The organism is Spirosoma areae, from assembly GCF_054781775.1.
In genome coordinates this window covers 154576-179094 of sequence record NZ_BAAGTT010000036.1, presented here as the reverse complement: position 1 = coordinate 179094, position 24519 = coordinate 154576, and the positions used below count along the sequence as shown (strand labels likewise).

General features: G+C 51.4%; 25 protein-coding genes. 22 read left to right on the top strand and 3 right to left on the bottom strand.

Annotated features, from left to right (window positions below; translation table 11 throughout):
* Nucleotides 1-52: 52 nt before the first annotated feature.
* Together ACYVI1_RS21715 and gloA2 are read left to right on the top strand one after the other, a co-directional pair.
* Nucleotides 53-247 (top strand): hypothetical protein, encoded by a 195-nt coding sequence (locus tag ACYVI1_RS21715; protein WP_460912910.1) that lies wholly within the window; start codon nt 53-55, stop codon nt 245-247.
* A 6-nt stretch (nt 248-253) separates the two neighbouring features.
* Nucleotides 254-676, top strand: coding sequence for an SMU1112c/YaeR family gloxylase I-like metalloprotein (gene gloA2 / locus ACYVI1_RS21710; RefSeq protein WP_460912909.1), 423 nt, complete (start codon nt 254-256; stop codon nt 674-676).
* 35 nt (nt 677-711) lie between these two features.
* Here gloA2 and ACYVI1_RS21705 read toward each other — a convergent pair whose 3' ends face one another.
* Nucleotides 712-1902, bottom strand: coding sequence for an aminotransferase class V-fold PLP-dependent enzyme (locus ACYVI1_RS21705; RefSeq protein WP_460912908.1), 1191 nt, complete (start codon nt 1900-1902; stop codon nt 712-714).
* An 82-nt stretch (nt 1903-1984) separates the two neighbouring features.
* Between ACYVI1_RS21705 and ACYVI1_RS21700 the strand changes: the two genes are divergently transcribed.
* Complete coding sequence (locus tag ACYVI1_RS21700) at nt 1985-2521, top strand: hypothetical protein (RefSeq protein WP_460912906.1); 537 nt, start codon at nt 1985-1987, stop codon at nt 2519-2521.
* A 111-nt stretch (nt 2522-2632) separates the two neighbouring features.
* Here the strand turns inward: ACYVI1_RS21700 and xerD are convergent, their stop codons facing one another.
* Nucleotides 2633-3553: a site-specific tyrosine recombinase XerD gene (gene xerD, locus ACYVI1_RS21695; protein ID WP_460912905.1), complete on the bottom strand. Its 921-nt coding sequence runs from the start codon at nt 3551-3553 to the stop codon at nt 2633-2635.
* 96 nt (nt 3554-3649) lie between these two features.
* Here xerD and aroQ point away from each other — a divergent pair, with 96 nt between their 5' ends.
* The 19 genes from aroQ (at nt 3650) to ACYVI1_RS21600 (ending at nt 23567) form a co-directional block, all read left to right on the top strand.
* The gene (gene aroQ / locus ACYVI1_RS21690; protein WP_460912904.1) at nt 3650-4078 is read left to right on the top strand and encodes a type II 3-dehydroquinate dehydratase; all 429 of its coding nucleotides are present in this window, start codon (nt 3650-3652) and stop codon (nt 4076-4078) included.
* A 77-nt stretch (nt 4079-4155) separates the two neighbouring features.
* The gene (locus tag ACYVI1_RS21685) at nt 4156-5166 is read left to right on the top strand and encodes an aminotransferase class V-fold PLP-dependent enzyme (RefSeq protein ID WP_460912903.1); all 1011 of its coding nucleotides are present in this window, start codon (nt 4156-4158) and stop codon (nt 5164-5166) included.
* Nucleotides 5167-5179: 13 nt separating this feature from the next.
* Nucleotides 5180-5755 (top strand): MarC family protein, encoded by a 576-nt coding sequence (locus ACYVI1_RS21680; RefSeq protein ID WP_460912902.1) that lies wholly within the window; start codon nt 5180-5182, stop codon nt 5753-5755.
* 461 nt (nt 5756-6216) lie between these two features.
* The gene (locus ACYVI1_RS21675) at nt 6217-6297 is read left to right on the top strand and encodes a potassium-transporting ATPase subunit F (protein ID WP_460913062.1); all 81 of its coding nucleotides are present in this window, start codon (nt 6217-6219) and stop codon (nt 6295-6297) included.
* A 17-nt stretch (nt 6298-6314) separates the two neighbouring features.
* Nucleotides 6315-8027, top strand: a complete 1713-nt coding sequence (kdpA, locus tag ACYVI1_RS21670; RefSeq protein WP_460912901.1) for a potassium-transporting ATPase subunit KdpA — start codon at nt 6315-6317, stop codon at nt 8025-8027.
* Between the two features lie 100 nt (nt 8028-8127).
* Complete coding sequence (kdpB, locus tag ACYVI1_RS21665; protein ID WP_460912900.1) at nt 8128-10197, top strand: potassium-transporting ATPase subunit KdpB; 2070 nt, start codon at nt 8128-8130, stop codon at nt 10195-10197.
* A 40-nt stretch (nt 10198-10237) separates the two neighbouring features.
* Entirely contained in the window at nt 10238-10801 is a 564-nt protein-coding gene (locus ACYVI1_RS21660) for a K(+)-transporting ATPase subunit C (RefSeq protein WP_460912899.1), read from the top strand.
* Nucleotides 10802-10860: 59 nt separating this feature from the next.
* The gene (gene kdpA, locus ACYVI1_RS21655) at nt 10861-12600 is read left to right on the top strand and encodes a potassium-transporting ATPase subunit KdpA (RefSeq protein WP_460912898.1); all 1740 of its coding nucleotides are present in this window, start codon (nt 10861-10863) and stop codon (nt 12598-12600) included.
* Nucleotides 12601-12675: 75 nt separating this feature from the next.
* Nucleotides 12676-13911 (top strand): porin, encoded by a 1236-nt coding sequence (locus tag ACYVI1_RS21650; RefSeq protein ID WP_460912897.1) that lies wholly within the window; start codon nt 12676-12678, stop codon nt 13909-13911.
* Nucleotides 13912-14025: 114 nt separating this feature from the next.
* Complete coding sequence (locus ACYVI1_RS21645; RefSeq protein ID WP_460912896.1) at nt 14026-14193, top strand: hypothetical protein; 168 nt, start codon at nt 14026-14028, stop codon at nt 14191-14193.
* A gap of 117 nt (nt 14194-14310) precedes the next feature.
* Nucleotides 14311-15438 carry a sensor protein KdpD gene (locus ACYVI1_RS21640; RefSeq protein WP_460912895.1) on the top strand — a complete coding sequence of 376 codons (1128 nt, stop codon included), beginning with the start codon at nt 14311-14313 and terminating at the stop codon, nt 15436-15438.
* Between the two features lie 2 nt (nt 15439-15440).
* The gene (locus ACYVI1_RS21635; RefSeq protein ID WP_460912894.1) at nt 15441-17222 is read left to right on the top strand and encodes a sensor histidine kinase; all 1782 of its coding nucleotides are present in this window, start codon (nt 15441-15443) and stop codon (nt 17220-17222) included.
* A gap of 498 nt (nt 17223-17720) precedes the next feature.
* Nucleotides 17721-18755 (top strand): glutamine synthetase beta-grasp domain-containing protein, encoded by a 1035-nt coding sequence (locus tag ACYVI1_RS21630; protein ID WP_460912893.1) that lies wholly within the window; start codon nt 17721-17723, stop codon nt 18753-18755.
* A 134-nt stretch (nt 18756-18889) separates the two neighbouring features.
* On the top strand, nt 18890-21079 hold the full coding sequence (locus tag ACYVI1_RS21625) for a glutamine synthetase III family protein (RefSeq protein WP_460912892.1): 2190 nt from the start codon (nt 18890-18892) through the stop codon (nt 21077-21079).
* Nucleotides 21080-21197: 118 nt separating this feature from the next.
* The gene (locus tag ACYVI1_RS21620) at nt 21198-21953 is read left to right on the top strand and encodes an RNA polymerase sigma factor (RefSeq protein ID WP_460912891.1); all 756 of its coding nucleotides are present in this window, start codon (nt 21198-21200) and stop codon (nt 21951-21953) included.
* 319 nt (nt 21954-22272) lie between these two features.
* Nucleotides 22273-22503: an SRPBCC family protein gene (locus tag ACYVI1_RS21615; protein ID WP_460912890.1), complete on the top strand. Its 231-nt coding sequence runs from the start codon at nt 22273-22275 to the stop codon at nt 22501-22503.
* A gap of 9 nt (nt 22504-22512) precedes the next feature.
* Nucleotides 22513-22827, top strand: coding sequence for a hypothetical protein (locus tag ACYVI1_RS21610; protein WP_460912889.1), 315 nt, complete (start codon nt 22513-22515; stop codon nt 22825-22827).
* Between the two features lie 45 nt (nt 22828-22872).
* Nucleotides 22873-23070, top strand: coding sequence for a hypothetical protein (locus tag ACYVI1_RS21605; protein ID WP_460912888.1), 198 nt, complete (start codon nt 22873-22875; stop codon nt 23068-23070).
* Entirely contained in the window at nt 23061-23567 is a 507-nt protein-coding gene (locus tag ACYVI1_RS21600; protein ID WP_460912887.1) for a DUF6036 family nucleotidyltransferase, read from the top strand. Before ACYVI1_RS21605 ends, ACYVI1_RS21600 begins: the two co-directional genes overlap by 10 nt.
* A 2-nt stretch (nt 23568-23569) precedes the next feature.
* Here ACYVI1_RS21600 and ACYVI1_RS21595 read toward each other — a convergent pair whose 3' ends face one another.
* On the bottom strand, nt 23570-24340 hold the full coding sequence (locus ACYVI1_RS21595; RefSeq protein ID WP_460912886.1) for an alpha/beta hydrolase: 771 nt from the start codon (nt 24338-24340) through the stop codon (nt 23570-23572).
* Nucleotides 24341-24519: the final 179 nt, after the last annotated feature.

Genomic DNA, 24519 nt, shown 5'->3' with positions numbered 1-24519 from the left:
TGTAGAATGTTCACAAGCCGACTTCTATTACTCATTATTCATTGATGAAACTATGAACCGCAACCGTCGCATCTTTATCGTCGTTTTCATTGTCTTCACGACCATTGTTGCCTTACTGGCTATCGACATGGGTCGCCGGACAACGGCCCCCTGGAATAAACGCCGGGAGGTCGAACGGGCATTGCCCGCCGAACGGGATGGAACCGCCGTTGACACCCTCGCGGCTGACACGCTACTGACTCCCTAATCAATTATGCTTCAATTGGCTGCTATTCATCATATTGCCATTATCTGCTCAGATTATGAGACATCTAAGCGGTTTTATACCGAAATTCTGGGTTTTTCGGTGCTGAGCGAACAGTACCGCGCCGAACGGCAGTCCTATAAGTTAGATTTAGCCCTGAACGGGCAGTATATCATTGAACTGTTTTCGTTCCCGAATCCGCCGAAGCGCCCGTCCCGGCCCGAAGCTGCCGGGCTGCGTCATCTGGCCTTCGCCGTTGCCGACCTCGATGCGGCCATCGCGCATTTGAACGAACAGGGTGTCGTAACCGAACTCATCCGTGTCGATGAACACACAGGCCGACGGTTCACCTTCTTCGCCGACCCTGATGATCTGCCGCTTGAGTTGTATGAAGGGGCAGGGAGCATGGAGCGCGGAGCAGGGGGTTGCTGACGCGTCAGCCCTCCGTGCGTCAGCAACCCCCTGCTTTAAATCACTTCGCTCAACACATCAACCAGCGCTTCGACATCTTTACGCGTATTATACATGTGTGGGGCGATGCGTAACGCCCGCGCCCGGACGGATACGGAAACGTTTTTGGCCAATAACGCTTGCTGAACAGCCATCGGGTCGGCGTGGTCAGGCAGCCACAGCCCAATCAGGTGATGGCTTCGACCCTGGTTTCCGTTCTTCGGTTCAACCCGGCAACCGAGGTTTTCTAATATGGGCCAGGCATCGGCCATAAGATTTTTCGTATACGCCTGAATGCGGGCCGGTTGCCAGTCGAGGAGTTGCGTCAGGGCGGCTTCGAGCATGGGCATCTGGAGAAAATGGCTATGCTCCCCAACATTGTAGCGATACGCTTTGGGCCGATAGGCGGGCTGGTAATCCATGAGCCGGTGAAACTGATTGCTGTCGAGCCGGTTCATCCAGCCCTCTTCGAGCGGAATGCCCTCGTCGAAAGCCGGGCCATAATACGCCAGCCCTATCGAATACGGCCCCATCAGCCACTTATAGCCCGCACAAATGACGGCATCGGGCTGAACGGTTGCCAGGTCGAACGGTAACGCCCCAATCGACTGGGTTCCATCAACAGCCAGCCACGCGCCAACGGCCCGCGCCCGCTGCCCAATCGCTTCTAAATCGAATCGAATGCCGTACATCCAATGCACCGGCGGCACCACCACTAAGGCCGTGCCAGGGCCGATAGCCTCCAGCAATCGTTCATTCCAGAGGGGGCCTCTGGGGAATTCGTCTGGCATTGCAACGGTCGTTATGCTCAACCCCAGGTCGGTGCAGACGCGGCCCCAGGCATATACATCGCTTGGAAATTCATCGCCAATCAGCACAATCCGTTGCCCGGCCCGAATCCCCGGTTTGCGGTGCAAGTTTCGGGCCACTATGGCCATGCCATAAGATACCGATGGGATAACGGCAATCCGGTCGGTGTTGGCGTTATTGATGAGTTGGGAAAACAAAGCCCGAACCCGAATGGCCCCACTGAAAAAGTCATCGGGCCGCAAACCGAAGGGGTTTGTATCCCGGCGAATTGCTTCATAACCGGCTTGCTCAACGGCCCGGCTCAGGGGCGACCGGGTCGCGCAGTTGAGGTAATGTGTGCCGTCGGGCAGGGTGAATTTGTCGGTTTGCGGAAGCAGGAGCGTCGTATCAGCGAGCATATTAACGAAAAAACGAAACGGTCAATTTATTCTGGCACGGGGTTTGTTTAAGATAGTCTAAAGCCTTAAACATCCCCGTTTTATGATTACCCTATTGGGAATTGGTTCGCGTATCCGGCACGACGAGTTCGGCGAAGGCGTTGTTATCAATCTGAAAGCCAGCGGCTACACCATCACGTTCATCGGGCAGGGCGTGAAGATACTCAAATTTGACGCACCCTTCACCATCATCGAAGCCCTCGAACCCGATGGCGACCTGGTGAGCCTGTTCGACGTGGAGCAGTCGCTGACACGGGTGCTTCAGCGGTGGGTCGACCAGACCGAACTGGTGCCGCTGGGCGATAAGTGGAAAGGAGGGAAGTTAGTGCTTAAACCTGGCCGGGCCGATTTGTCGCAGAAGGAAATGCCCATTGACGCGTTCTTTCACAAAATCGTGCTGGTGCGCGACCGTTTGCGCGTGCTCGAACAACGCATCAATGCCAGCCCGCTCGACGACGAAGAGAAAATTAACATTCAGCAATACATCACCCGGATTTACGGCAGCCTGACCTCCTTCAATCTGCTGTTTAGGCACCCGCATCAGCAGTTCGTTGGCGAGAAAACGGGCGTGGAAGTCTAATACATTGCATATAGTTTTGGGTTAGTTAGATTGGGGGCTCCCCGCCGTCGGCTTCGACAGCGGGGACTTTTTTGTTAATTGCGTGGAGCAGGGGGCGCGGGGCAGGGCGTACTATCCTGCCCCGCGCCCCCTGCTATTTGCCCTCGGATGATACTCCCGTAACGTCTGCTGCAAATAGTCGCGGTCGAGGTGGGTGTAGATTTCGGTGGTCGTAATGGACTCATGGCCAAGCATTTGCTGGATGGCCCGCAGGTCGGCCCCGCCTTCGATGAGGTGCGTGGCGAAGGAATGCCGGAAGGTGTGCGGGCTAATCGTTTTTTTGATGCCTACCTCGGCCGCTAATTTTTTAATGGTCGTGAACACCGAGATGCGAGAGAGCTGCTTACCGCGAAGGTTCAGGAAAATGGTATCTTCATCGCCTTTCTGCACCGCCAACTGGCTCCGCACGTGCTCAACGTAGATGCGGGTGTAGTGCATGGCATCTTCACCAATGGGTACCAACCGAACCTTATCGCCTTTGCCCAGTACGCGCACAAACCCTTCGGTGAAATAACAATTCGTCAGGCGCAGGTTGAGCAGTTCCGACACGCGCAGGCCCGAACTGTACAGGACCTCAATCATGGCCCGGTCGCGGGTGCCACCGGGTGTCGACAGGTCGATGGCATCGAGAATAGCCTCAATTTCGGGGAAACTCAGCGTGTCGGGCAGTTTGCGGCCCAGTTTGGGCGCTTCGAGTAACTGCGTTGGGTTGTGCTGAATCAGGTTTTCGAACAGCAGGTAGTTGAAAAACGACTTCAGACCCGACAGTATCCGGGCCTGGCTGTGCGCCGTTAAGCCCAACTCACCCAGATACTTCAGGAAATTCATCAATTGCTTTTCCGTCACCTGCATGGGCGTCAGGGCGGGGTCGGTGAGTAGGATGTATTGATGCAGTTTTTCGGCATCATGCAGGTAAGCCTCCACCGAATTTTCGGCCAGCGACCGTTCCAGTTTAAGGTAGTTCTTAAAGGCATTTATATAACTTTGCCACATAGACTATAAATGAATAATGTATAATGATTAATGTATGATGGGGGCTCTATAGCGATACTGTTTCATTATTCATTATTCATTGACCATTATACATTCATGAAAAGCATTCTCATCATAAACGGCCCGAACCTCAATCTGCTGGGTAAGCGCGAACCGGGTATTTACGGTAATCGCTCGTTCATCGACTACCTGAAAACGCTGGAAGAGCAGTTTCCCGACGTGCAACTTCGCTATTTTCAGTCGAATCACGAAGGCGAACTGCTCGATAAAATTCATGAACTGGGTTTCGACGTGGATGGCATCGTCATTAACGCCGGTGCATTCACCCATACCTCCATTGCCCTTGCCGATGCCCTGTCGGCGGTGACGGCCCCGGCGGTGGAGGTGCATATTTCCAATGTTCATGCCCGCGAATCGTTCCGGCACCATAGCTACCTGTCGGCTAAATGCAAAGGCGTTATTGTTGGCCTGGGCCTGACGGGCTACGAACTGGCGGTGCGGTATTTAGTAGATAATGTAAAATGACTAATGAACAATGTATAATGGGTGTTCGGTGTGATTTTGTCATTAGTCATTTTACATTAACCATTATTCATTAACTCATGATTACGTTCTACCCTGGTCCGTCGAAAGTGTATCCGCAGGTGGCTGAGTATGCTGCCGAGGCTGTGCGTGAGGGCATTGTAAGCCTGAACCACCGCAGTACAGGTTTTACGGAGGTTGTGAAGGAGGTTATTGAGTTGCTTCAGGAGAAACTCGATATTCCACCTAATTACCATATCGCACTGGTTTCGTCGGCAACGGAATGCTGGGAAATTGTCGCGCAGTCGCTAACGGACCAGGCCAGTTTGCATCCGCACAGTGGGGCTTTCGGCAAAAAATGGGCGGAATACGCCTACCGAATCAACCCACCTGCCAGCCTGAATGAGGCCGATGTGCTCTGCATCGTGCAGAATGAAACATCGAATGGCACGCAGGTCAGCATGGAGACACTGGCCGGGTTTCGCCGGGATTTTTCGTCGATCATTGCCGTCGATGCTGTGTCGTCGATGGCCGGTATCAGGCTCGACTGGACCTTAGCGGATGTGTGGTTTGCGTCGGTCCAGAAATGTTTTGGACTTCCGGCGGGGCTGGCCGTGCTGATCTATTCGCCAGCCGCGCTGAAGCGGGCGGAGGAAATTGGGGAGAATGCTCATTACAACAGTCTGCTGTTCATCCACGAAAATTTCTCGAAATTCCAGACGCCCTACACGCCTAACGGCCTGGGTATCTATCTGCTCATGCGCGTGTTGCAGCAGGTGCCGCCCATTGCCGTTGTGAATGCCATCACGAAAAAGAGGGCGGCAGACTGGTATGCGTTTTTTGAGCAGGAAATGGTCTCCACGCCTTTCAACTGTCTCATCAATGATCCGGCTATTCGGTCTGATACGGTTATAGCGGTAGAGGGGTCTGAATCAGCCATAAAAGCGATTAAAACAGCCGCTCAACAAGCTGGCATTACACTCGGTAATGGGTATGGCGACTGGAAGAACACCGCCTTTCGGATTGCCAATTTTCCGGCCATTACTGACGAAGAGATTGGAACCTTAATGCAGTTTCTGCGGTCAGTATGACAAATGCATTCTCATGTTCAGCTTAAAAGAAGTTGTTTCCGTTACCCTGATTCTCTTTTCGGTCATTGATGTTATTGGGTCGTTGCCGATAATTATTGACCTGCGCCGGAAGTCGGGTAAGATTGAATCCGAACGGGCTACGTTTGCATCGGGTGTGCTGATGATTGCGTTTTTGTTTGTGGGCGAGCGGATTCTGCAGTTATTTGGGGTCGATGTAGCTTCGTTTGCCGTAGCCGGGGCATTGATTATTTTCCTGATTGGTCTGGAAATGATTTTGGGTCGGACGATTTTTAAATCGGAGATGGATACCGGCGGAGCAACCCACATTGTGCCGATTGCCTTTCCGCTCATTGCCGGGGCGGGCACCCTCACAACCATTATATCCCTCCGGGCTGAGTATCAGACACTCAATATTATTATCGGGATCATTCTTAACCTGATCCTGATTTATGCCGTTCTGCGATCGTCGGGTTGGCTCGAAACCCGGCTCGGCTCGGGTGGACTGGCCGTGCTGCGTAAAATCTTCGGAATTATTCTGCTGGCGATTGCCATTAAACTCTTCAAGACCAACCTGATTCCAGGTTTTTAAGGCTGTTCAAAAAAGCGAACCTTACGCTGGTAGCCTGCCAAAGTAAAAACCGCCTACCCCGCCTGCCTTGCCAAAATGAGAATCGACCTTTCCATTTTGGTAGGGTAGGCTTCCTTAGTGTGGCTCCACTTTTTTTTTGCTTCTATAGATAACTGTCTGTAAATCAGATTTGTGTGTCATTAGCGTGCTGTGCGTACTAAGATTGGACTGCTTTTTGGCATAGCTGGTTCAAACTAAACAGTATTGCTCACAAACTATGGGAACTCTCCTGCTTCTAATCGGTTCGGCACTCCTTTGCTTTGTCATCTTCTACAAAGCCATCGAGTGGTTTGAACATATTTAAAGGCGAAAGAGCGAATGAGGGAAACCGGGCTGCCGGAGCGGAGTGATTGTAGCTGCTCTTTCCTATTCCCTCGTTTCTATTCGCTCGTTCGCCCATTCACGCTTTCACTCATTACTCAATGATTACCATCGTCTTTATTATCGCGCTACTGGTTTTTGCCTACATGTTGTACGTGCTGATTAAACCGGAAAAATTCTAACTATTCTTTACCACACGATGACTACCGAATGGATGGGCGTTGTTGTCATGTACGGCCTGACGGTCCTGCTGGCCATTCCGCTGGGCAAGTTTCTTGCCAACGTATTTAATGACGGATCGGCGTTTGGCTTTATGAAGCCCCTCGAACGGCTGATTTATCGATTGGGGGGTATCGACGAAACCGCCGACCTAAGCTGGAAACAGAACCTGGTTGCCCTGTTGACGCTCAACGCCGTCTTGCTGGCCTTTGGGTTCGTGCTGCTGCTGGTTCAGGGAAGCCTGCCGCTCAACCCCGATGGCAACCCCTCGCAAACTGCCGACCTGGCCTTCAATACGGCCATCAGTTTCATGGTCAACTGCGACCTGCAACACTACTCGGGTGAGTCGGGAGCCACGTATTTGACGCAATTAGCCGTCATGATGTTTCTCATGTTCACATCGGCCGCAACAGGCATTGCCGGAGCCGTACTGCTGTTCCGCTCATTTATGCCCAAAATGTCTGAAACAGTCGGTAACTTCTACGTCCTGTTTACCCGCTCAATCACGCGCCTACTGTTGCCCGGATCGCTCGTTATCGCCCTTGTTCTGGTGTTTAATGGGACCCCGGCCAGTTTCGACGGGAAGGATACAATTATCACCCTGCAAGGCGATACGGTGGATGTTTCGCGCGGGCCGGCGGCTGCCATGATTGCCATTAAGCACCTCGGCACCAACGGCGGAGGCTGGTTTGGCGCCAACTCGGCGCACCCGCTCGAAAACCCGAACTACCTGACCAATATGGTTGAGATGATCGCGCAGGCCCTGGTGCCAATCGCCATGATTTTTGCGCTGGGTTTTTTCATCAACCGCCGACGGTTTGCCTGGGTGATTTATGGCGTTATGACGGTTGGGATGCTCCTGCTGTTAATCCCCACTATTTTCAGCGAACTGGGTGGTAATCCGGCCATCGCCCAACTGGGCGTTACCCAACCAACGGGGGCGATGGAAGGCAAAGAAGTACGCTTCGGGCCGCTGGCTTCCGCCTACTGGAGTATCGTCACAACAATCATCTCAACCGGGTCGGTCAACTCCATGCACGACTCCTCGATGGCCCTGTCGGGCATGATGCAACTGCTGGGTATGATGGTGAATGCCTTCTACGGCGGAGCGGGTGCCGGTTTGCTTAATTTCTACTACTTTCTCATCATCGCCGTGTTTATTTCGGGGTTGATGGTTGGCCGCACGCCCGAACTCTTCGGTCGGAAAGTGGAAGCACGGGAGATCAAAATCGCGTCGATTGTGGCCCTGCTCAGCACCCTGCTTGTGAAGGGTGGCACGGCCCTGGCGGCCTGGCTGTTCATTAACTACGGCGACGCAGCCTGGGCGGTAAAACCGTCGGCCTGGCTTAATAACCCCGGTTTTCACGGGTTCTCGGAGATGCTGTACGAATTCGCGTCGGCCAACGCCAACAACGGGTCGGGCTTCGAGGGGCTGGGCGATAACAACTTCTTCTGGAACTACACGACGGGTATCGTGCTGCTCCTGGGTCGGTTCATTCCCATCATTGGCCCGGTGGCCATTGCGGGTTTGCTGGCCCGGAAAAAGTACGTGCCTGAATCGTCGGGTACATTGCCGGTCGATACGCCAACGTTTGGCCTGATGATTTTCGCTGTTATTTTCATTCTCACGGCCCTGTCGTTCTTTCCCGCGCTCGCGCTGGGACCATTGGCCGAGTATTTCTCACTTAACTAATTTAGAACTGTAAGTCCCCTGATGATTTGATTGACTGTGATTTTTATAATCGACAAAATCAGTTTTTCAGCGGAAGTAAAGTTCAAGACAGATACCAAAAATGGCAAAGCAATCAGCCTCTCCAGGCCTGTTCCAGCGCGAACTTGTAGGAACGGCAATTCGGGCGTCGTTCATTAAACTGAACCCTGCTATTCTGATTAAGAATCCGGTGATGTTCACCGTTGAAGTTGGCACGTTGATTATGGTGCTGGTGACGGTTTATATCGGCCTGTCCGGCGATAAAACGCAGGGCTCGCTGGGCTACAACCTGGTCATTACGCTTATTCTGCTGATTACGGTGCTGTTCGCCAACTTCGCCGAGGCCATTGCCGAAGCACGGGGAAAAGCACAGGCTGAGTCGCTCCGCAAAACGCGCCAGGAAACGCCCGCCAAAGTTATCCGCCCGGTGGGCGAACACAAACTCGATGAAGAACAAATCATTTCATCGGCCCAACTCGTTAAAGGCGACGTTTTCCTCTGCGAAGCTGGCGACATTATTCCATCCGACGGCGAGATAGTCGAAGGGCTGGCGACCATCGACGAATCGGCCATTACGGGCGAATCGGCTCCGGTGATTCGCGAAGCCGGGGGCGATAAATCGTCCGTTACAGGGGGCACAAAAGTACTCTCCGACCGCATCAAAGTGCAGGTGACGACCCAGCCCGGCGAATCGTTTCTCGACAAAATGATCGCCCTCGTTGAGGGAGCTACCCGCCAAAAAACGCCCAACGAAATTGCCCTGACGATTTTGCTGGCGGGTTTTACGTTGATTTTTATCATCGTTTGTGTGGCGCTGAAGCCCTTCGCCGATTATGCCAGCACGCCCATCACGATTGCGGCCCTGATTTCGCTGTTCGTCTGCCTGATTCCAACCACCATTGGCGGGCTGTTGTCCGCCATCGGCATTGCCGGTATGGACCGGGCTTTGCGGGCCAACGTGATTGCCAAGTCGGGGCGGGCTGTTGAAACGGCGGGCGATATCGACACGCTGTTGCTGGATAAGACCGGTACGATTACCATTGGCAACCGGAAAGCCACCCATTTCTACCCCGCGCCGGGCATTAACCAGGCCGATATGATTCGGATTTCGGCCCTGAGTTCGCTGGCCGATGAAACACCGGAAGGAAAATCCATTGTTGAACTGGCCCGTACTGGAGATTGGGGGACCGATGTTACCCGGAATCTGAACACGACCGGCGCCAAACTCATTAAGTTCACGGCTGAAACCCGCTCGTCGGGCATTGATCTGCCATCCGGCGCGCGCATCCGCAAGGGCGCAACCGACTCCATTCGGACCATCGTGACACGGGCTGGAAATCCATTTCCAAACGAAACGGAGGAACAGTCCCGGAAAATTGCCGCGAACGGGGGAACGCCCTTAGTCGTGATTGAAAATGAGGAAGTTAAGGGCGTAATCGAACTACAGGACATCATTAAGCCGGGCATTTCCGAACGCTTCGACCGGCTCCGGAAAATGGGTGTGAAAACGGTAATGGTAACAGGCGACAACCCCCTGACAGCCAAATTCATCGCCGAAAAAGCGGGGGTTGATGACTTCATTGCCCAGGCCACACCGGAAGACAAAATGAACTACATCCGGCACGAGCAAACGGGCGGTAAACTCGTGGCCATGATGGGTGACGGTACCAACGATGCGCCCGCACTGGCGCAGGCCGACGTGGGTGTGGCCATGAACTCCGGCACGCAGGCGGCCAAAGAAGCGGGCAACATGGTGGACTTAGACAACGACCCGACCAAGCTAATCGAGGTCGTTGAAATCGGTAAGCAACTACTTATCACGCGGGGTACGCTTACCACCTTCAGCATTGCCAACGACGTAGCCAAATATTTTGCCATCGTTCCGGCTCTGTTTACCCTGTCGATTCCAGCCTTGCAGGCGCTGAACATCATGAAGCTGCACTCACCCGAATCGGCAATTTTGTCGGCCGTAATTTTTAACGCCATCATCATTCCAATGCTGATTCCGCTGGCGCTGCGCGGGGTGGAATACAAGCCGATTGGGGCTTCGTCGCTGCTCCGCCGGAACCTGTTTATCTACGGCTTAGGAGGGCTTGTTGCGCCATTTGCCGGCATCAAACTGATTGATTTAGCCGTCGGGTTATTTGTCTGATTTTTTATCTGGCTGACGAATCAGCCTAACAAAACAAACCATGAAAACACCTATTGGACCCGCCATTCGCCTGACGCTTGTCATGCTGGTTATCTTAGTCGTCGTTTATCCTTTGGTTGTGGCAGGCATTGCCCGCCTGGCACCGGGTGGGGGCAAAGGCGAAACCGTTATGGTCAATGGCCGGGTGGTTGGGTATAAACTAATTGGCCAGAAATTCACTGAAGATCGGTATTTCAATAGTCGCCCGTCGGCAGTGGATTACAATGCAGCCGGGTCGGCCGGGTCGAACAAAGGGCCATCCAACCCCGATTATTTGAAAACCGTTCAGACTCGTATCGACACATTCCTGGTACATAACCCCGGCGTGAACAAAGCAGATATTCCGGCTGAATTAGTAACGGCTTCGGGTTCGGGTCTCGATCCGGATTTGTCGCCTGCCGGCGCTAAAATTCAGGTTGCCCGGATTGCCAAAGTACGCGGCTTATCTACCGAGCGACTGACGCAGTTGGTTGACCAACAAACGGAAGGTCCACTGCTGGGAATCTTCGGCCCCTCAAAAGTGAATGTGTTAGCCCTGAACGTAGCGCTTGACCAACTTAAGTAAATCATAGCCGGTTCGTCCGGTTGTTAACCGGTTGGCCCGGTTAATAATCAGAGACTATTATGATTACGCAAGGGATTGGTCTGGTGCTGCTCTTCGGAGTGGCCGTTGGCTTGGCTATTCTGGTTGGCCGTTACCTCAACCAGGTCTTTGAGAGGAAACCTTACCGCGACGGCGAAAGTGCAGCCATCCGACCGCCGTTCAACTTTATGGCTCCGCTGGAGCGGTTGATTTACCAGCTTGGGGGCGTTGACCCCGCTCAGCCGATGACGTGGCGGCAGTACGCGGTGACTATGCTCATCATTAACGGAATCTGGTTGATTTACGCCTTCGTGCTACTGTTGGTACAGGCGGACATTCCCATCTGGAACCAAGCCAACATTCCATCGATGGAATGGACGCTGGCCTTTAATACAGCGATCAGTTTCCTGACCAGTACCAATCTACAGCATTATTCGGGCGAGAGCGGGGCAACCTATTTTACCCAGATGGCCGTGTTAACGTTTCTGCAATTCGTATCGGCGGGAACAAGTCTGGCCGTTGGCGTGGTGGTGGTGCGGTCGTTGCAGGATATAACCAGCACAAACGTGGGCAACTTCTATCAGGATTTCGTGCGGTCGATCACACGGGTGTTTGTCCCTTTGTCGTTAATCGGGGCTGTTTTACTACTGTTTATGGGCGTTCCAATGACGTTCGAGCCGTATCAGGTCATTAAAACTCTGCAAGGTGCGGAGCAAACGGTATCGACCGGGCCAGTAGCGGCCATGCTGACTATCAAGCACCTCGGCTCGAATGGCGGGGGATTCTTCGGGGCGAATACGGCGCACCCATTCGAGAACCCCAACTTCGCCAGCTACATCCTGAACCTGATCAACGTGTTTCTGCTGCCGATGGCGTTTGTCGTCTTCCTGGGCTATTTTCTGAACCGCCGGAAGCTGGCCATTATCCTGTTCACGATCATGACTGGTTGCTGGTTAGTCCTGACCATTCCGACGATTCAGCAGGAACTGGGTGGTAACACAGCAATCAGCCAACTGGGCATTGACCAGACGCAAGGCAGTTTAGAGGGCAAGGAAATGCGGTTTGGTACGCTGGCGTCGGCCTTCTGGTGTGGCGTAAACGTCGTTATTCCGGCGGGTACACTCACCTCTATGCACGACAGCTACACCCCCCTTTCGGGCTTGTTCATGCTGCTGGGCATGCAGTTGGATTCGTTCTACGGCGGGGTGGGTACGGGTTTTCTGTACATGTTTCTCTACATCATCATCGCCATTTTTATTGGCAGTCTGATGATTGGCCGAACGCCCGAACTCCTGGGTAAGAAAGTGGGCATACCCGAAATTCAGATTGCAACATTCGTCATCGTCATCCTGACCCTGCTGTATTTGGCTGCGACAGGCGTGGCCGTAGCGATTCAGAATGTCAATCCCGACATCGGCTGGCTAAGCAACGGGACCACCCGACCGACCGGCTTTCACGGCTTCACAACGATATTGTATGAATACGTTTCGTCGGCGGCCGGGAACGGGTCTGGGTTCGAGGGATTGGGTGACAACACGCCCTTTTGGAATATCTCAACGGGGGTGGTCATGTTCTTCGGGCGGTTCGCTCCCATCATCGGGCCACTGGCCATTGGGGGGCTGCTGTTTGAAAAACGGTACACACCGCCTACGATGGGGGTGCTGCCAACCGAATCGTGGACGTTCGGACTACTGCTAACCGCTGTCATTATTATCCTCGGCGCGTTAAGCTTCTTTCCAGCCCTGTCCATTGGCCCCATTGCCGAGTACCTGACCTATTAAGTACCTCGATTTATTAACCAACCAGACGCTATTGTTCGGAATTTCCAACAAAACCGTCGCTACGGCGACAATGAAATGAAAAAACTATTTAGTTTATCGGTTTTGATGGCCGCTCCCATACTGAGCGCATTTGCTCAGGTGATTGATACAACCGCTACATCAAAGCAGGCTGTTTCTAGGCCAACCCCCGTCGTTTCTAACACTGTTCCGGTTGCCACTGCTGGTGGTAAGTTCGCGATTACGGGTTACTTAGATACATATTATTTTGGCAACTTCAACCAGCCTTTCGACCAGTTGAACACGGGCGTGGGCGGGGGTGCACGGGCCTTCGACCAGCGGGCAGGCCAGTTCGGTATCGGTCTGGTGCAGGGCAAAGCCACTTATACATCCGATAACGTCGATGCCGTGATTGACCTTATTTTCGGACCGTTTGCCGACCTGGGCAACTATGGCAACGTGTTTTCGCTGAATAGTGGAGCATCTACCTCCAGTTCATTGGCCATCAAACAGTTGTATTTTACCTTAAAGGCTTCCCCCAAACTAACGTTCACGGCTGGCCAGTTCGGTACCCACATTGGCTATGAAGTAATCGACGCGCCGGTCAACTACAATTATTCGCTCTCAAACCTCTTTAATAACGGACCCTTCTATCACATCGGGCTGAAAGCGCAGTATGCCTTCAGCGACCGGGCTTATCTGATGGTGGGCGTTGTCAACAACATCGACCGAATTTATGACAACAACCACGCGAAGGGCTTCATTGCCCAGTTATTCGTCAGCCCGGCCAAAGGCTGGAACGTGTATCTGAACACAGCCATCTCGAACGAAGCCGACAAAAAAGCCAATGGCAAAGATTCGACGGGTATGTATGCGATCTATGACCTGACCACCTCCTGCCAGATTACCGACAAGTTTCTGTTGGGCCTGAATGCCGTAACGGGCTGGCAGAAGGGAGGCTATCAGCAGGGGGGCAATCCGTATGCAACGGGTTCATATACGCCCAAATCAACGAACTGGGGCGGAATAGCCGGGTATGCCAACTATGCCTTTTCGGGGAAGTTTAGTTTGGGTGCCCGCTATGAATACTTTGATAACGCGGGTGCCGCACGGGCGTTGCTGGCAGCCGATGGCAGTGGCGTAACGATTAATGCGCTCACCATTACGGGCAATATCATCACCGGCAGTGGGCATGTGCTTCTGAAACCTGAGTTTCGGGTGGACAGCTATAGTAAGAACAAGTTCATTGATGGCGATCGGAAAGCCGTAAAGAGCCAGTCAACGCTGGGTATGGCAGCGATTTTTAAGTTTTAATTTCTCAGAGTCCGTTCATATAAGGGCTACAGCAACGAAAAGAACAGAATGGGGCAGCTTCTGCGTAGAAAATCATACGTTGAACGGATCGGCTGAGAAGCCTTCGGCCATTGTATGATTACTTCCTTATATCGGCATACAATGGCTGCTGTATCCGTGAAACTAAACCACAATTCCCTACTGAATGGCCTGATAATCGGTATGCCGTTGATATGGGTTATGCTGGCCTGGAATAGTCTGCCTACCCTGTCGTTCGGGCCAATTTGGTGGCGGTTATCCTAATAGTCCTGGCCAACCATAGTAATCGCTGATCAATTGGAATAGTGGCCAATGGATTGGCTTGTGCTTTTTTGTTTATCCTGACGGCTGTCACGAACCGAAATTCTGATTAACTGAGCTATGACCGACGACCGAGACCAATCTGCCGAACACTTCCTGCGGCTCATTCAACAGTCCCGCCGGGGCAAGTTCAAAATTTACATTGGTATGAGTGCGGGAGTGGGCAAGTCCTACCGCATGTTGCAGGAAGCTCATGCGCTGTTGAAAAGCGGTATCGACGTGAAAATCGGCTTTATCGAAACGCACAACCGTGCCGAAACCCAGGCGTTGATTGTGGGGCTACCCATTATTCCCCGCCGGAAACTATTTTACAAAGGGCGTGAACTGGAAGAGATGGATGTACAGACTGTCATCAATACGCACCCCGAGCTGGCCATTGTTGATGAACTGGCCCATACCAATATTCCGGGTTCTAAAAACGAAAAACGCTGGCAGGACGTGCTGGAAATCTTAGATGCCGGTATCAACGTGATTTCGGCGGTTAATATACAGCACATCGAAAGTTTATACGATGACGTACATGAAATTACGGGCGTCGATGTAACGGAACGTGTACCGGACAAAGTCCTGCATATGGCCGATGAGGTGGTTAATATCGACTTGACGGCCGATGAATTGATTGCCCGGCTCAAAGACGGTAAAATCTACGATAAGGCGAAAGTAGCCACGGCGCTGACCAATTTTTTTCAGCCGGAGAAGATTCTACAACTCCGCGAACTGGCTTTGCTTGAAGTGGCTACGGCCGTCGAGCGAAAAATTGAAACCTCGCTGCCGCCCAACGTGCAGGCCAGATCGGAGCGGTTTCTGGCCAGTATCAGCTCAAACCCGGACATTGCCCGTCGGGTGATTCGCAAAACCGCCCGTTTAGCGGCTTATTTTAATTCGCGCTGGTACGTTCTCTACGTACAAACACCGGCTGAAGACCCCGACCGCATTCGCCTGGATATACAACGACACCTTATCAATAACTTTAAGCTGGCCACCGAATTGGGCGCGGAGGTGATTCAGGCGAAGGGTAGTGATGTGGTGAACTGCATTATGGAAGAGGTCCAAAAACGGAACGTCACAACGGTTTGCATTGGTAAACCCCACTTCAACCTGATTCAGATCATACTCCGCACGTTTGCCTTCAACCAGCTTCTGAACCGGCTCTCGGAGTCAGACACAGACTTGATCATTCTCTCCTGACCATGACGCTCAAAACCAAAGTATCGCTCTCGTTATTCTTTCTCTTTACCATTATTCTGGTGCTGGGCGGGTTAGGAGCCTTTTATCTGAACCAGTTGTCGGAGGATTCTAAGGCGATTCTGAAAGATAATTACATTTCGCTGGAATTTGTCAGCAACATGCAGAAAGCGTTAACCACGCTCGACGATCCCGATGCGCTCACTGACTTTGAGACGAACCTTAAAAAACAGGAAGCCAACGTTACGGAAGTAGGTGAACAGCAGGCCACCAGCACCGTGCGCCGGGAATTTAATCGACTGCGGGGTGGGGCTACTGATGCAATTACGATCAACCGCATCCGACAGCATTTATTTGCTATTGATGATTTGAACCGACAGGCCATTATCCGAAAAAGCCAAACGGCGGAACAAACCGCCAGAGATGCGCTGATCTGGCTGGGGTCCATTGGCACCTTTTGCGTTCTCATTGTTTTTTCGTTCGTCATCAACATTCCCAGCTACATTGCCAACCCGGTCCGGGAACTGACACGGGGTATCAAACAGGTGGCCAGTCGCAACTTTGAAGAGCGGCTGCACGTCCGTTCGAGCGATGAGTTTGGCGAACTGGCCCGTTCGTTCAATTCAATGACCCAAAAACTGGATGAGTACGAACACTCAAATCTGGCGCGGGTCCTGTTTGAAAAAAAACGAATCGACACACTGGTGGAAATCATGCCGGACGGCATCATCGGCTTAGACGAGAAACGCCGGATTCTGTTTATTAATCCAGTAGCCGAACGCTTACTGGGCGTGGAGAGGCAGCAATTAATCGGCAAATATGCCCCCGACGTAGCTACATCCAATGATTTACTACGGTCGCTGATTCAGGAGATTATGGCTGACCTCGCGGGCGGGGAGACATCATCGGCAAACGGGCTGCCTGGTACGGAACCGGGCAGTAATCTACTGAAAATTTACGATCCCGGTTCTATCGGTAAAGGCAAGGAAAGTTACTTCTCGAAACAGATTCACGCAGTCGAAGTAACGCCTACCGGTGAGACCCAGACGATTCACGCTGGGTACATGATTGTTTTGCAGAACATTACGTCCTACAAAGAACTGGACCTTGCCAAAACCAATTTTATCGCTACCGTTTCGCACGAACTGAAAACCCCCATCTCGGCCATCAAGATGAGCCTGAAGCTCTTGTTAGACAAACGATTGGGTAAGTTGACTGGTGAGCAGCAGGAGATGATAACCCATGTAGGGGAAAACGCCGACCGGTTATTACGATTAACCGGTGAGTTACTCAACATGGCACAGGTCGAATCCGGCCAAATACAACTTCAGATGCAATCCGTAAACCCAACCGATTTGGTGCAGGGGGCCACCAATGCCCTGCGGACGCAGGCAGAGCAGAAACAGATCCATTTCGCGCTAACGATGTCACCTGAGTTACCCTTCGTTAAAGCCGACCAGGACAAAGCATCCTGGGTGCTGATTAACTTTCTGTCGAATGCCATCCGGCATAGCCCGGAGCAGTCGCCCATCGACATTACGGCCCGCCATCTGGGTGAGCAGGTTGAATTCACCGTTCGTGACTACGGACCGGGTTTACGACCAGAGCACCGCGAGCTCGTCTTTGACCGATACTTTAAAGCCCCAGGTTTAACCGGTCAGTTTAGCGGAACGGGCTTAGGCTTAGCTATTTCCAAAGAGTTTATTCAGGCAATGGGGGGCAGCATTGGGCTGCACAACGATGTAGAACCCGGAGTGGCTTTTTACTTTCGACTGGCGGTTGCCTAAGCGAGTCAATTAGCTGATGAAGTTAACCTATTACCTGCCGGTATGAGGTGGTTAAGGCGAAATCCGCCAATTCGTTCTCTTGTCAAGTCATGAAAAGCCTGTATAGAATGCCCGGCACGACGCCGTTATGCCTGCCGTTTCTGAACGTTTCGATTCAATTAATCCGTCTGCCCGCCCGCAGCTACCTTCGGGCACAACAAACAAGTGATTTTTCGCCTGTAGTTTCACTTTATAGTATGGAAAGGGAGTTTTTTTACCCGAAAATGAGTGAAACTATGCTTTTTTGAGAAAATTCGCCTTGTATTCTTAAGCGCCAAAAATTTGTAGTAAATATTGTGTTTTACTGTACCAAACGAATTTTAATTATAATTTTTCCATAAAACCAATAAAAAATATGGCTAAAGTGCCTATTGGCATTAATAAGTTATTGTAAAGCCATACTATATTTGCTAAAAGTATCGTAACAAAACCCCTATTCAATAAACTCACTTGTACATTATGGCAAAGGCGAAGTTAGAATACATTTGGCTCGATGGCTATAAGCCCACCCAAAGCTTACGGTCCAAAACGAAAATTGAAGCTGATTTTTCGGGTGAACTGGAAGATTGCCCGCTTTGGTCGTTTGATGGATCGTCGACCGAACAGGCCGAGGGTGGTTCGTCGGACTGTTTGCTGAAACCCGTTTTTATCTGCCCTGACCCGCAGCGCAAGAACGGCTACCTGGTTATGTGCGAAGTGCTGAATGCCAACGGGACGCCCCACGTATCGAATGGGCGGGCTACCATTGAAGATGACGATAATGACTTCTGGTTTGGCTTTGAGCAGGAGTATTTCCTGTGGGATACGTCCATTGACAAACCCCTTGGTTTCCCCGAGGAAGGCTTTCCAAGCCGGCCACAAGGTCCGTATTATTGCTCAGTGGGCGCGCAAAACGCCTACGGTCGTAATATTATTGAAGAACATCTTGACGTTTGCTTAGATGCTGGCCTGAACGTTGAAGGTATTAATGCTGAGGTGGCAACGGGTCAGTGGGAGTTCCAGATTTTTGCCAAAGGTGCCAAAGCTGCCGGCGACCAGATCTGGATAGCCCGCTACCTCCTGGAACGCATCGGTGAAACCTATGATGTATCCATCAACTGGCACTGCAAGCCGCTGGGCGCTACCGACTGGAACGGCTCGGGTATGCACGCCAACTTCTCGAATACGGCTCTCCGCACATCGGGTAGCAAAGAAGTATATGATAAAATTTGCCAGTCGTTCTCACCCCCGGAAATTATCAAAGCGCACATCGCGGTGTATGGCGCCGACAACGAACTACGCCTGACGGGCAAGCACGAAACCCAGTCCATCGACCAGTTCTCCTACGGTATTTCGGACCGGGGCGCATCAATCCGTATTCCAATCGCTACGGTAGAGCGCGGCTGGAAAGGCTGGCTCGAAGATCGTCGGCCCAACTCGGCGGCTGATCCCTACAAAGTCGCAGCGGTTATCATCAAAACCGTTAAATCGGCTGATGTACTGGAAACGGCGTAAGCCAAACTATATAGTTGCCGAAGCCCGACCGCGCGAGTGGTCGGGCTTTTTTGTTGACCTTACTGGCTCTGTACCTTTCCTTCTTTTTTCCCTATGTTTGATTAAATTTTCATCCTAAACCTACAGATCACCTAATGTCTAATTTTCGGTTTAAAGCGCTTGAAATTGCCCAAAGCCGCCAGGCTATACTGGTAACTGCCCCCACTGAGCGCGTTGGTGATTTTTTCGGTAGCAATACGTTTAATAACGAAGTAATGCGGACGCTGCTCTCAACGGAGGCCTACCTGAAAGTAACGGAAGCCATCAATACCAACGGCCAGATTGACCGCGCCATTGCCGATGAAGTAGCCGGAGCCATGAAATCGTGGGCCACCTCGAAAGGCGCGACCCACTATACTCACTGGTTTCAGCCACTGACGGGTGAAACAGCCGAAAAACACGACGCTTTTTTTGATATTACAGTAGATGGGAAAGCCGTTGAGAAATTCAAGGGCAGCGCGCTGGTGCAGCAGGAACCCGATGCATCGTCGTTCCCGAATGGTGGCTTACGCAATACGTTCGAGGCTCGCGGCTACACCGGCTGGGACCCCAGTTCGCCCGCGTTTTTGATGGATAATGGCGCGGGCGGCAAAACGCTCTGTATTCCATCGGTATTTATTGCCTACACGGGCGAGGCTTTAGATTACAAAACACCATTACTGAAAGCCCTCAATGCGCTGGACAAAGCCGCTACGGCCGTTTGCCAATACTTCGACCGGAATATTACTAAAGTAACGCCCACGCTCGGACCGGAGCAGGAGTATTTCGTGGTCGACCGCGCCCTGTTCTACGCCCGGCCCGATTTAGTACTGGCAGGCCGCACCGTGTTTGGGCACGCACCCGCGCGGGGGCAGCAGTTGGAAGACCATTATTTTGGGTCCATTCCGCCCCGCGTCAACGCCTTCATGGTCGACTTCGAGTTCGAGTCGATGAAACTCGGTATGCCCGTTCGCACCCGCCATAACGAAGTGGCACCGGGTCAGTTTGAAGTAGCGCCAACCTTTGAAGAAGTTAATTTAGCCGTTGACCATAACGCGCTGTTGATGGATTTAATGGAGAAAATATCGGAGCGGCATAACCTAAAAGTGCTTTTCCACGAGAAACCATTTGCGGGGGTCAACGGCTCCGGCAAGCACAACAACTGGTCGATGGGTACCAATACGGGGGTTAACCTGCTGGCTCCCAGTACCAAGCCGAAAGAAAGCCTGCGGTTTCTAACCTTCTTAGTCAACGTTATCAAGGCCGTTCACGACAATGCCGATTTGCTGCGGGCGAGCATTGCCTCGGCCGGAAACGAACACCGGCTGGGCGCCAACGAAGCTCCACCTGCTATCGTTTCCATCTTTCTGGGAGAGTCGCTGACGCAGGCGCTCGACGACCTGGAAACAAAGTCGGAAGTGACGGTGAACAAGGGCGATAACGTCTATTATAAACTCGGCCTGAACCGGATTCCGAGCCTGATGCGTGACAATACCGACCGCAACCGAACCTCACCGTTTGCCTTCACAGGGAATAAATTCGAGTTTCGGGCGGTGGGCAGTTCGGCCAATTCGGCCTCCACCATGACGGTGCTGAACGCCATTGTCGCCGACCAACTCAATAAGTTCAAAACCGACCTCGACGGACGATTGGCACGGGGCGAAAAGAAAGAATTAGCTATTGTCGACATCCTGAAAGAATACTACACCAACACCAAACGGATTCTGTTCGAGGGCAATGGCTATTCCGATGAGTGGGTGGAGGAAGCAGCCAAACGGGGCTTGTCGAACATCAAATCATCGCCCGAAGCGCTGGGTGTGTATGTACAACCCGAATCGCTGGCGCTGTTCGAGCGGACGGGCGTACTGAGCCATGCCGAGGTTGAATCCCGGTATGAAATCGAACTCGAGAAGTACATCAAAAATGTGCAAATCGAGTCGCGCGTGATGGGCGACCTGGCCATGAACCACATTGTGTCAACAGCGCTTAAATACCAGAATAAATTAGCCGAAACCGCCCGCCATTTAGTGGAGTTGGGTATGAACGCCGAAGCTGAACCCATCAAAGACATCCTGCGCGAGATTTCGACCCGCATTATCGTTATCAAGAAAGGGGTAGAAGCCATGATTGAGTCGCGCAAGAAAGCCAACAACGTGACCGACACCGCCGAACGCGCCCGACTCTACGCCACCGACGTGAAAGACCATTTTGAGCTGATTCGCTACGAGGTAGACAAACTCGAAGAAGTCGTGGACGATGAAGACTGGCCGTTGGTGAAGTACCGGGAGTTGTTGTTTGTAAAGTAAGAGGCTGATTGATGACTTTTAGGGAAAGCTTACCTATGATTTACCCGATGCCGGGTTATATCCCCTTCTAATGACGATAGATCAACTAACTGAGGAATTTCAACTGTCGAGCGGACAAATGAAATCCTATATTTTGCGGATAACTGCAAGTAAGGCAGATATGGAAGACATTGTTCAGGATACGTACATTAGGGCTACTGAAAAACTGGATACATTTAAGCAACAGTCTTCCTTAAAAACATGGCTATTTGCAATTGCTTCTAATCTCGCTAAAGATAATCTGCGGGCCAGAAAACGCTGGGTGGAGCATGTCACTGATATTACAAAAGAAGCCGCACTTTCTGATCCGAAATTCTTCCAGGAAGCGATGACTATCCGCTCGACTTCACCGCATGGGCAGTTTGAAATAAGAGAACATATAGCTTTCTGTTTTACCTGCATCGCTAAATCCCTGCCTTTGGAGCAACAGATAAGCCTTTTGCTGAAAGAAGTCTATGAATTTAAGGTCACTGAGATCAGCCAGATTCTTGATATTACCGAAGCAATGGTAAAATATTATCTGCATACGAGCCGGTCAAAAATGATCCATATTTTTGACGGCAGATGTGCGCTGATCAATAAGCAGGGCATTTGTCATCAATGCTCAGAGTTGAATGGATTATTTAACCCAAAGCAAAAGTTTCAGGAGGAAGCCGTAAAAATTGATATGGTAAGAGAGGCCGGAAAAACGGACAAAGCGCATTTGTTTGACTTGCGTGTGAAGGTAGTTCAGGGAATTGACCCCTTGACATCCAACGCTGCCGAATTACAACTTCATCATTTAGAGCATAATAGGAAAGTTATGGAAAAATATCTGGAAAATATGACCGCTTAGGCTATCGTTTTGTTTACCTCAATCGTCAAAGGTTGGAAATAGGTATTCAGAGATAGTAAACACAACTTAATCCGATTATGGCAACCCCAGTAAACGCACAAGATGGTAAGGCTACTACCATAAGGAAACTATTCAGCCGGGAAACTACGGTAAGCACCGAAATTAAAGCCCCCCCTCAATCGTCTGGGCATTATTAACCAACGCATCTGATTATCCGAGATGGAATTCTACGGTTATTTCTATCGAGGGCAACATAGCAGCCAACGAAAAGATCAGCCTAAAATCAACGCTTGACCCCAAACGAACATTTAAGCTGAAAGTGAAACAATTTCACCCTGAAAATAAGCTTGCCTGGGGGGATGCAATGGGCAATAGACTATATACACTTGCTAAAAATGGCGACAAATCAGTTCTGTTTTGCATGACGGAAAAAATAGGCGGCCCACTCTTTCCGCTGTTTGCCAGAATGATTCCCTCCTTCGATCAGTCCTTCGAGCAATTTGCGGCTGATCTGAAAAAAGAATCCGAACTAAATAGCAACACTAAATAAACTAATAAAATGAAGATCGTAAAAGTAATTTATACAACGAAAACAGAATTTACAGCACAAAATCAGGCAAATATAAATGCTGTAATGAACGATTTACAACGACTAAATCATCCGGGTATCAATTACAATGCTTGCCTGAGTGCCGATGGAAAAACCTTTATTCATACCGCCTTTTTCAAATCTGACGAAGACCAGAAAGTGCTTAACGGGTTATCATCGTTTAAACATTTTCAGGAACAACTAAAAGCAAGCGGACCTGAAGTTCCACCAACACAAGAACTACTAACTTTAGTAGGGTCATCAAACGAACTAGTTAGTGCGTAAATCAACTGCTGGAGCCCAGGCTGTTGTTTGTGAAATGAGACAGCTATGAAAAAGAAACGAACGATAACCATTTATAACGACCTCAACGAGCCGGACCGGGAACTGATTCGCGAAAATGCCCGTAAGTCACCAGAGGAGTTATGGACGGTGTATGTCGCTATGAGACGACTCCATGCTGAGTTGATGGGAAAGCGGACGCCTACGGCCAAACGTATTACAATAGCCCGCCCGTCATGGATGTAGAGAACAGCGATTTTCTGAATTTTGTGGCTTCGGCAGAGCGGCACGGCGTCGAGTATATTCTAATCGGCGGGCTGGCGCTGCTATTCAATGGCATTGTTCGGTTTACGCAGGATGCCGATGTCTGGCTTCAGCCAACCAATGAAAATCGGGACCGGTTCATGAATGTGCTGCTGGACGCAGGCTACGATGAAGATGATTTAACCTTATTGCGGGCGGCTGATTTTACACAACCGCAGATTATTCGTATTTCGGAAGGGCCCATTGATGTACTGACTCAGGTGCATTTTCGGCTGAATTACGATGAGTGCCGTCAGCGGGCTAAGGTATGGACGAGTGAGGGCGACCACAAAGCGTATTTTCTCCACATTAACGATTTACGCGAAACCAAAATTCTGGCCCGGCGACCAAAAGATTTATACGACGTGCTTCGGATTGACGAACTGCTGGAAGAAAAACGTAGGATGGAAGGCGGGTCAGATGAGCAAACAGTCGACTAAATTTAGTGAAGCAACCACCGATAGCACGTCGCGAATTCGCGCTGCCAGAAAAGTTCGTTGTGACGACCATCGGGCCGAATGCCTAAATAGAGTTCATGCACTGGAAATCCCGATTGGTTCAGCGTGTGGAACATGTGTTCGGTTCGCTGCGCCGTGCTGCTGCCTTCTTTGGCCCCGGCCGTCAGGTAGATTTTCATGGGGTAATGCCGCCCCACGCGCTGCACCAGCGGATACAGGGCCGGAGCCGCCCAGAATGACGGTGAAAACACGCCTAATTTGCTAATCACGTCCTGATGCTTCAGGCCGGTATAGAGTGTAATCAGTCCTCCCATCGACGAGCCAACTAAGGCGGTATGCTCCCGACCCGGCAGGGTGCGGAGCTTTTTATCCACAAACGGCTTGAGGGTATTGGCAATAAAATCGGCGTAGGCGTTGCCCTCCAGGGCAAAATCGCCCTCGCGGGTGAGGGGCAAAAACTCCCGCACCCGCCGTTTCCGCCCGTGTTCGATGCCAATAATAATGGACTCGGTAACGCCTTCCCAGCCCAGCCGTCGCATGGTGTTGTGCATCTCCCAGGAGGTTCCGTAAGGGGCTTTCCAGCCCTCAAACACATTTTGCGCGTCGTGAACGTACACAACCGGATAGTGTTTGTCCGGGCGGTCGTTGTAGTCGGCAGGCAGAAAGGCCCAAATCCGGCGACGGCGTTTGAGATGCGGAATGGTAATTGCCTTCGCCAGCAGAAACGGGTGGAGACTATAGGATTGATTTTTCAATACGTCAATTTTTACACGCCAGGCTTACTAACTGATGTTACGCCTGGTCTATTGCTACACCCTACGGGGCTGAAGCCTATCGTACCCCCATCGGCTTCAGCCCCGTAGGGGTGTCAGCTTTGGTAGCAATTGGGCTACATTAGTGGCCTGCCCGATTGGCGCATCTTGTTGAGATAAGA

Bases quoted from the DNA above. Each gene is read 5' to 3' on its own strand.
- ACYVI1_RS21715 (WP_460912910.1), top strand. From the start codon at position 53: ATGAACCGCAACCGTCGCATCTTTATCGTCGTTTTCATTGTCTTCACG.
- gloA2 (WP_460912909.1), top strand. From the start codon at position 254: ATGCTTCAATTGGCTGCTATTCATCATATTGCCATTATCTGCTCAGAT.
- ACYVI1_RS21705 (WP_460912908.1), bottom strand. From the start codon at position 1,902: ATGCTCGCTGATACGACGCTCCTGCTTCCGCAAACCGACAAATTCACC.
- ACYVI1_RS21700 (WP_460912906.1), top strand. From the start codon at position 1,985: ATGATTACCCTATTGGGAATTGGTTCGCGTATCCGGCACGACGAGTTC.
- xerD (WP_460912905.1), bottom strand. From the start codon at position 3,553: ATGTGGCAAAGTTATATAAATGCCTTTAAGAACTACCTTAAACTGGAA.
- aroQ (WP_460912904.1), top strand. From the start codon at position 3,650: ATGAAAAGCATTCTCATCATAAACGGCCCGAACCTCAATCTGCTGGGT.
- ACYVI1_RS21685 (WP_460912903.1), top strand. From the start codon at position 4,156: ATGATTACGTTCTACCCTGGTCCGTCGAAAGTGTATCCGCAGGTGGCT.
- ACYVI1_RS21680 (WP_460912902.1), top strand. From the start codon at position 5,180: ATGTTCAGCTTAAAAGAAGTTGTTTCCGTTACCCTGATTCTCTTTTCG.
- ACYVI1_RS21675 (WP_460913062.1), top strand. From the start codon at position 6,217: ATGATTACCATCGTCTTTATTATCGCGCTACTGGTTTTTGCCTACATG.
- kdpA (WP_460912901.1), top strand. From the start codon at position 6,315: ATGACTACCGAATGGATGGGCGTTGTTGTCATGTACGGCCTGACGGTC.
- kdpB (WP_460912900.1), top strand. From the start codon at position 8,128: ATGGCAAAGCAATCAGCCTCTCCAGGCCTGTTCCAGCGCGAACTTGTA.
- ACYVI1_RS21660 (WP_460912899.1), top strand. From the start codon at position 10,238: ATGAAAACACCTATTGGACCCGCCATTCGCCTGACGCTTGTCATGCTG.
- kdpA (WP_460912898.1), top strand. From the start codon at position 10,861: ATGATTACGCAAGGGATTGGTCTGGTGCTGCTCTTCGGAGTGGCCGTT.
- ACYVI1_RS21650 (WP_460912897.1), top strand. From the start codon at position 12,676: ATGAAAAAACTATTTAGTTTATCGGTTTTGATGGCCGCTCCCATACTG.
- ACYVI1_RS21645 (WP_460912896.1), top strand. From the start codon at position 14,026: ATGATTACTTCCTTATATCGGCATACAATGGCTGCTGTATCCGTGAAA.
- ACYVI1_RS21640 (WP_460912895.1), top strand. From the start codon at position 14,311: ATGACCGACGACCGAGACCAATCTGCCGAACACTTCCTGCGGCTCATT.
- ACYVI1_RS21635 (WP_460912894.1), top strand. From the start codon at position 15,441: ATGACGCTCAAAACCAAAGTATCGCTCTCGTTATTCTTTCTCTTTACC.
- ACYVI1_RS21630 (WP_460912893.1), top strand. From the start codon at position 17,721: ATGGCAAAGGCGAAGTTAGAATACATTTGGCTCGATGGCTATAAGCCC.
- ACYVI1_RS21625 (WP_460912892.1), top strand. From the start codon at position 18,890: ATGTCTAATTTTCGGTTTAAAGCGCTTGAAATTGCCCAAAGCCGCCAG.
- ACYVI1_RS21620 (WP_460912891.1), top strand. From the start codon at position 21,198: ATGAAATCCTATATTTTGCGGATAACTGCAAGTAAGGCAGATATGGAA.
- ACYVI1_RS21610 (WP_460912889.1), top strand. From the start codon at position 22,513: ATGAAGATCGTAAAAGTAATTTATACAACGAAAACAGAATTTACAGCA.
- ACYVI1_RS21605 (WP_460912888.1), top strand. From the start codon at position 22,873: ATGAAAAAGAAACGAACGATAACCATTTATAACGACCTCAACGAGCCG.
- ACYVI1_RS21600 (WP_460912887.1), top strand. From the start codon at position 23,061: ATGGATGTAGAGAACAGCGATTTTCTGAATTTTGTGGCTTCGGCAGAG.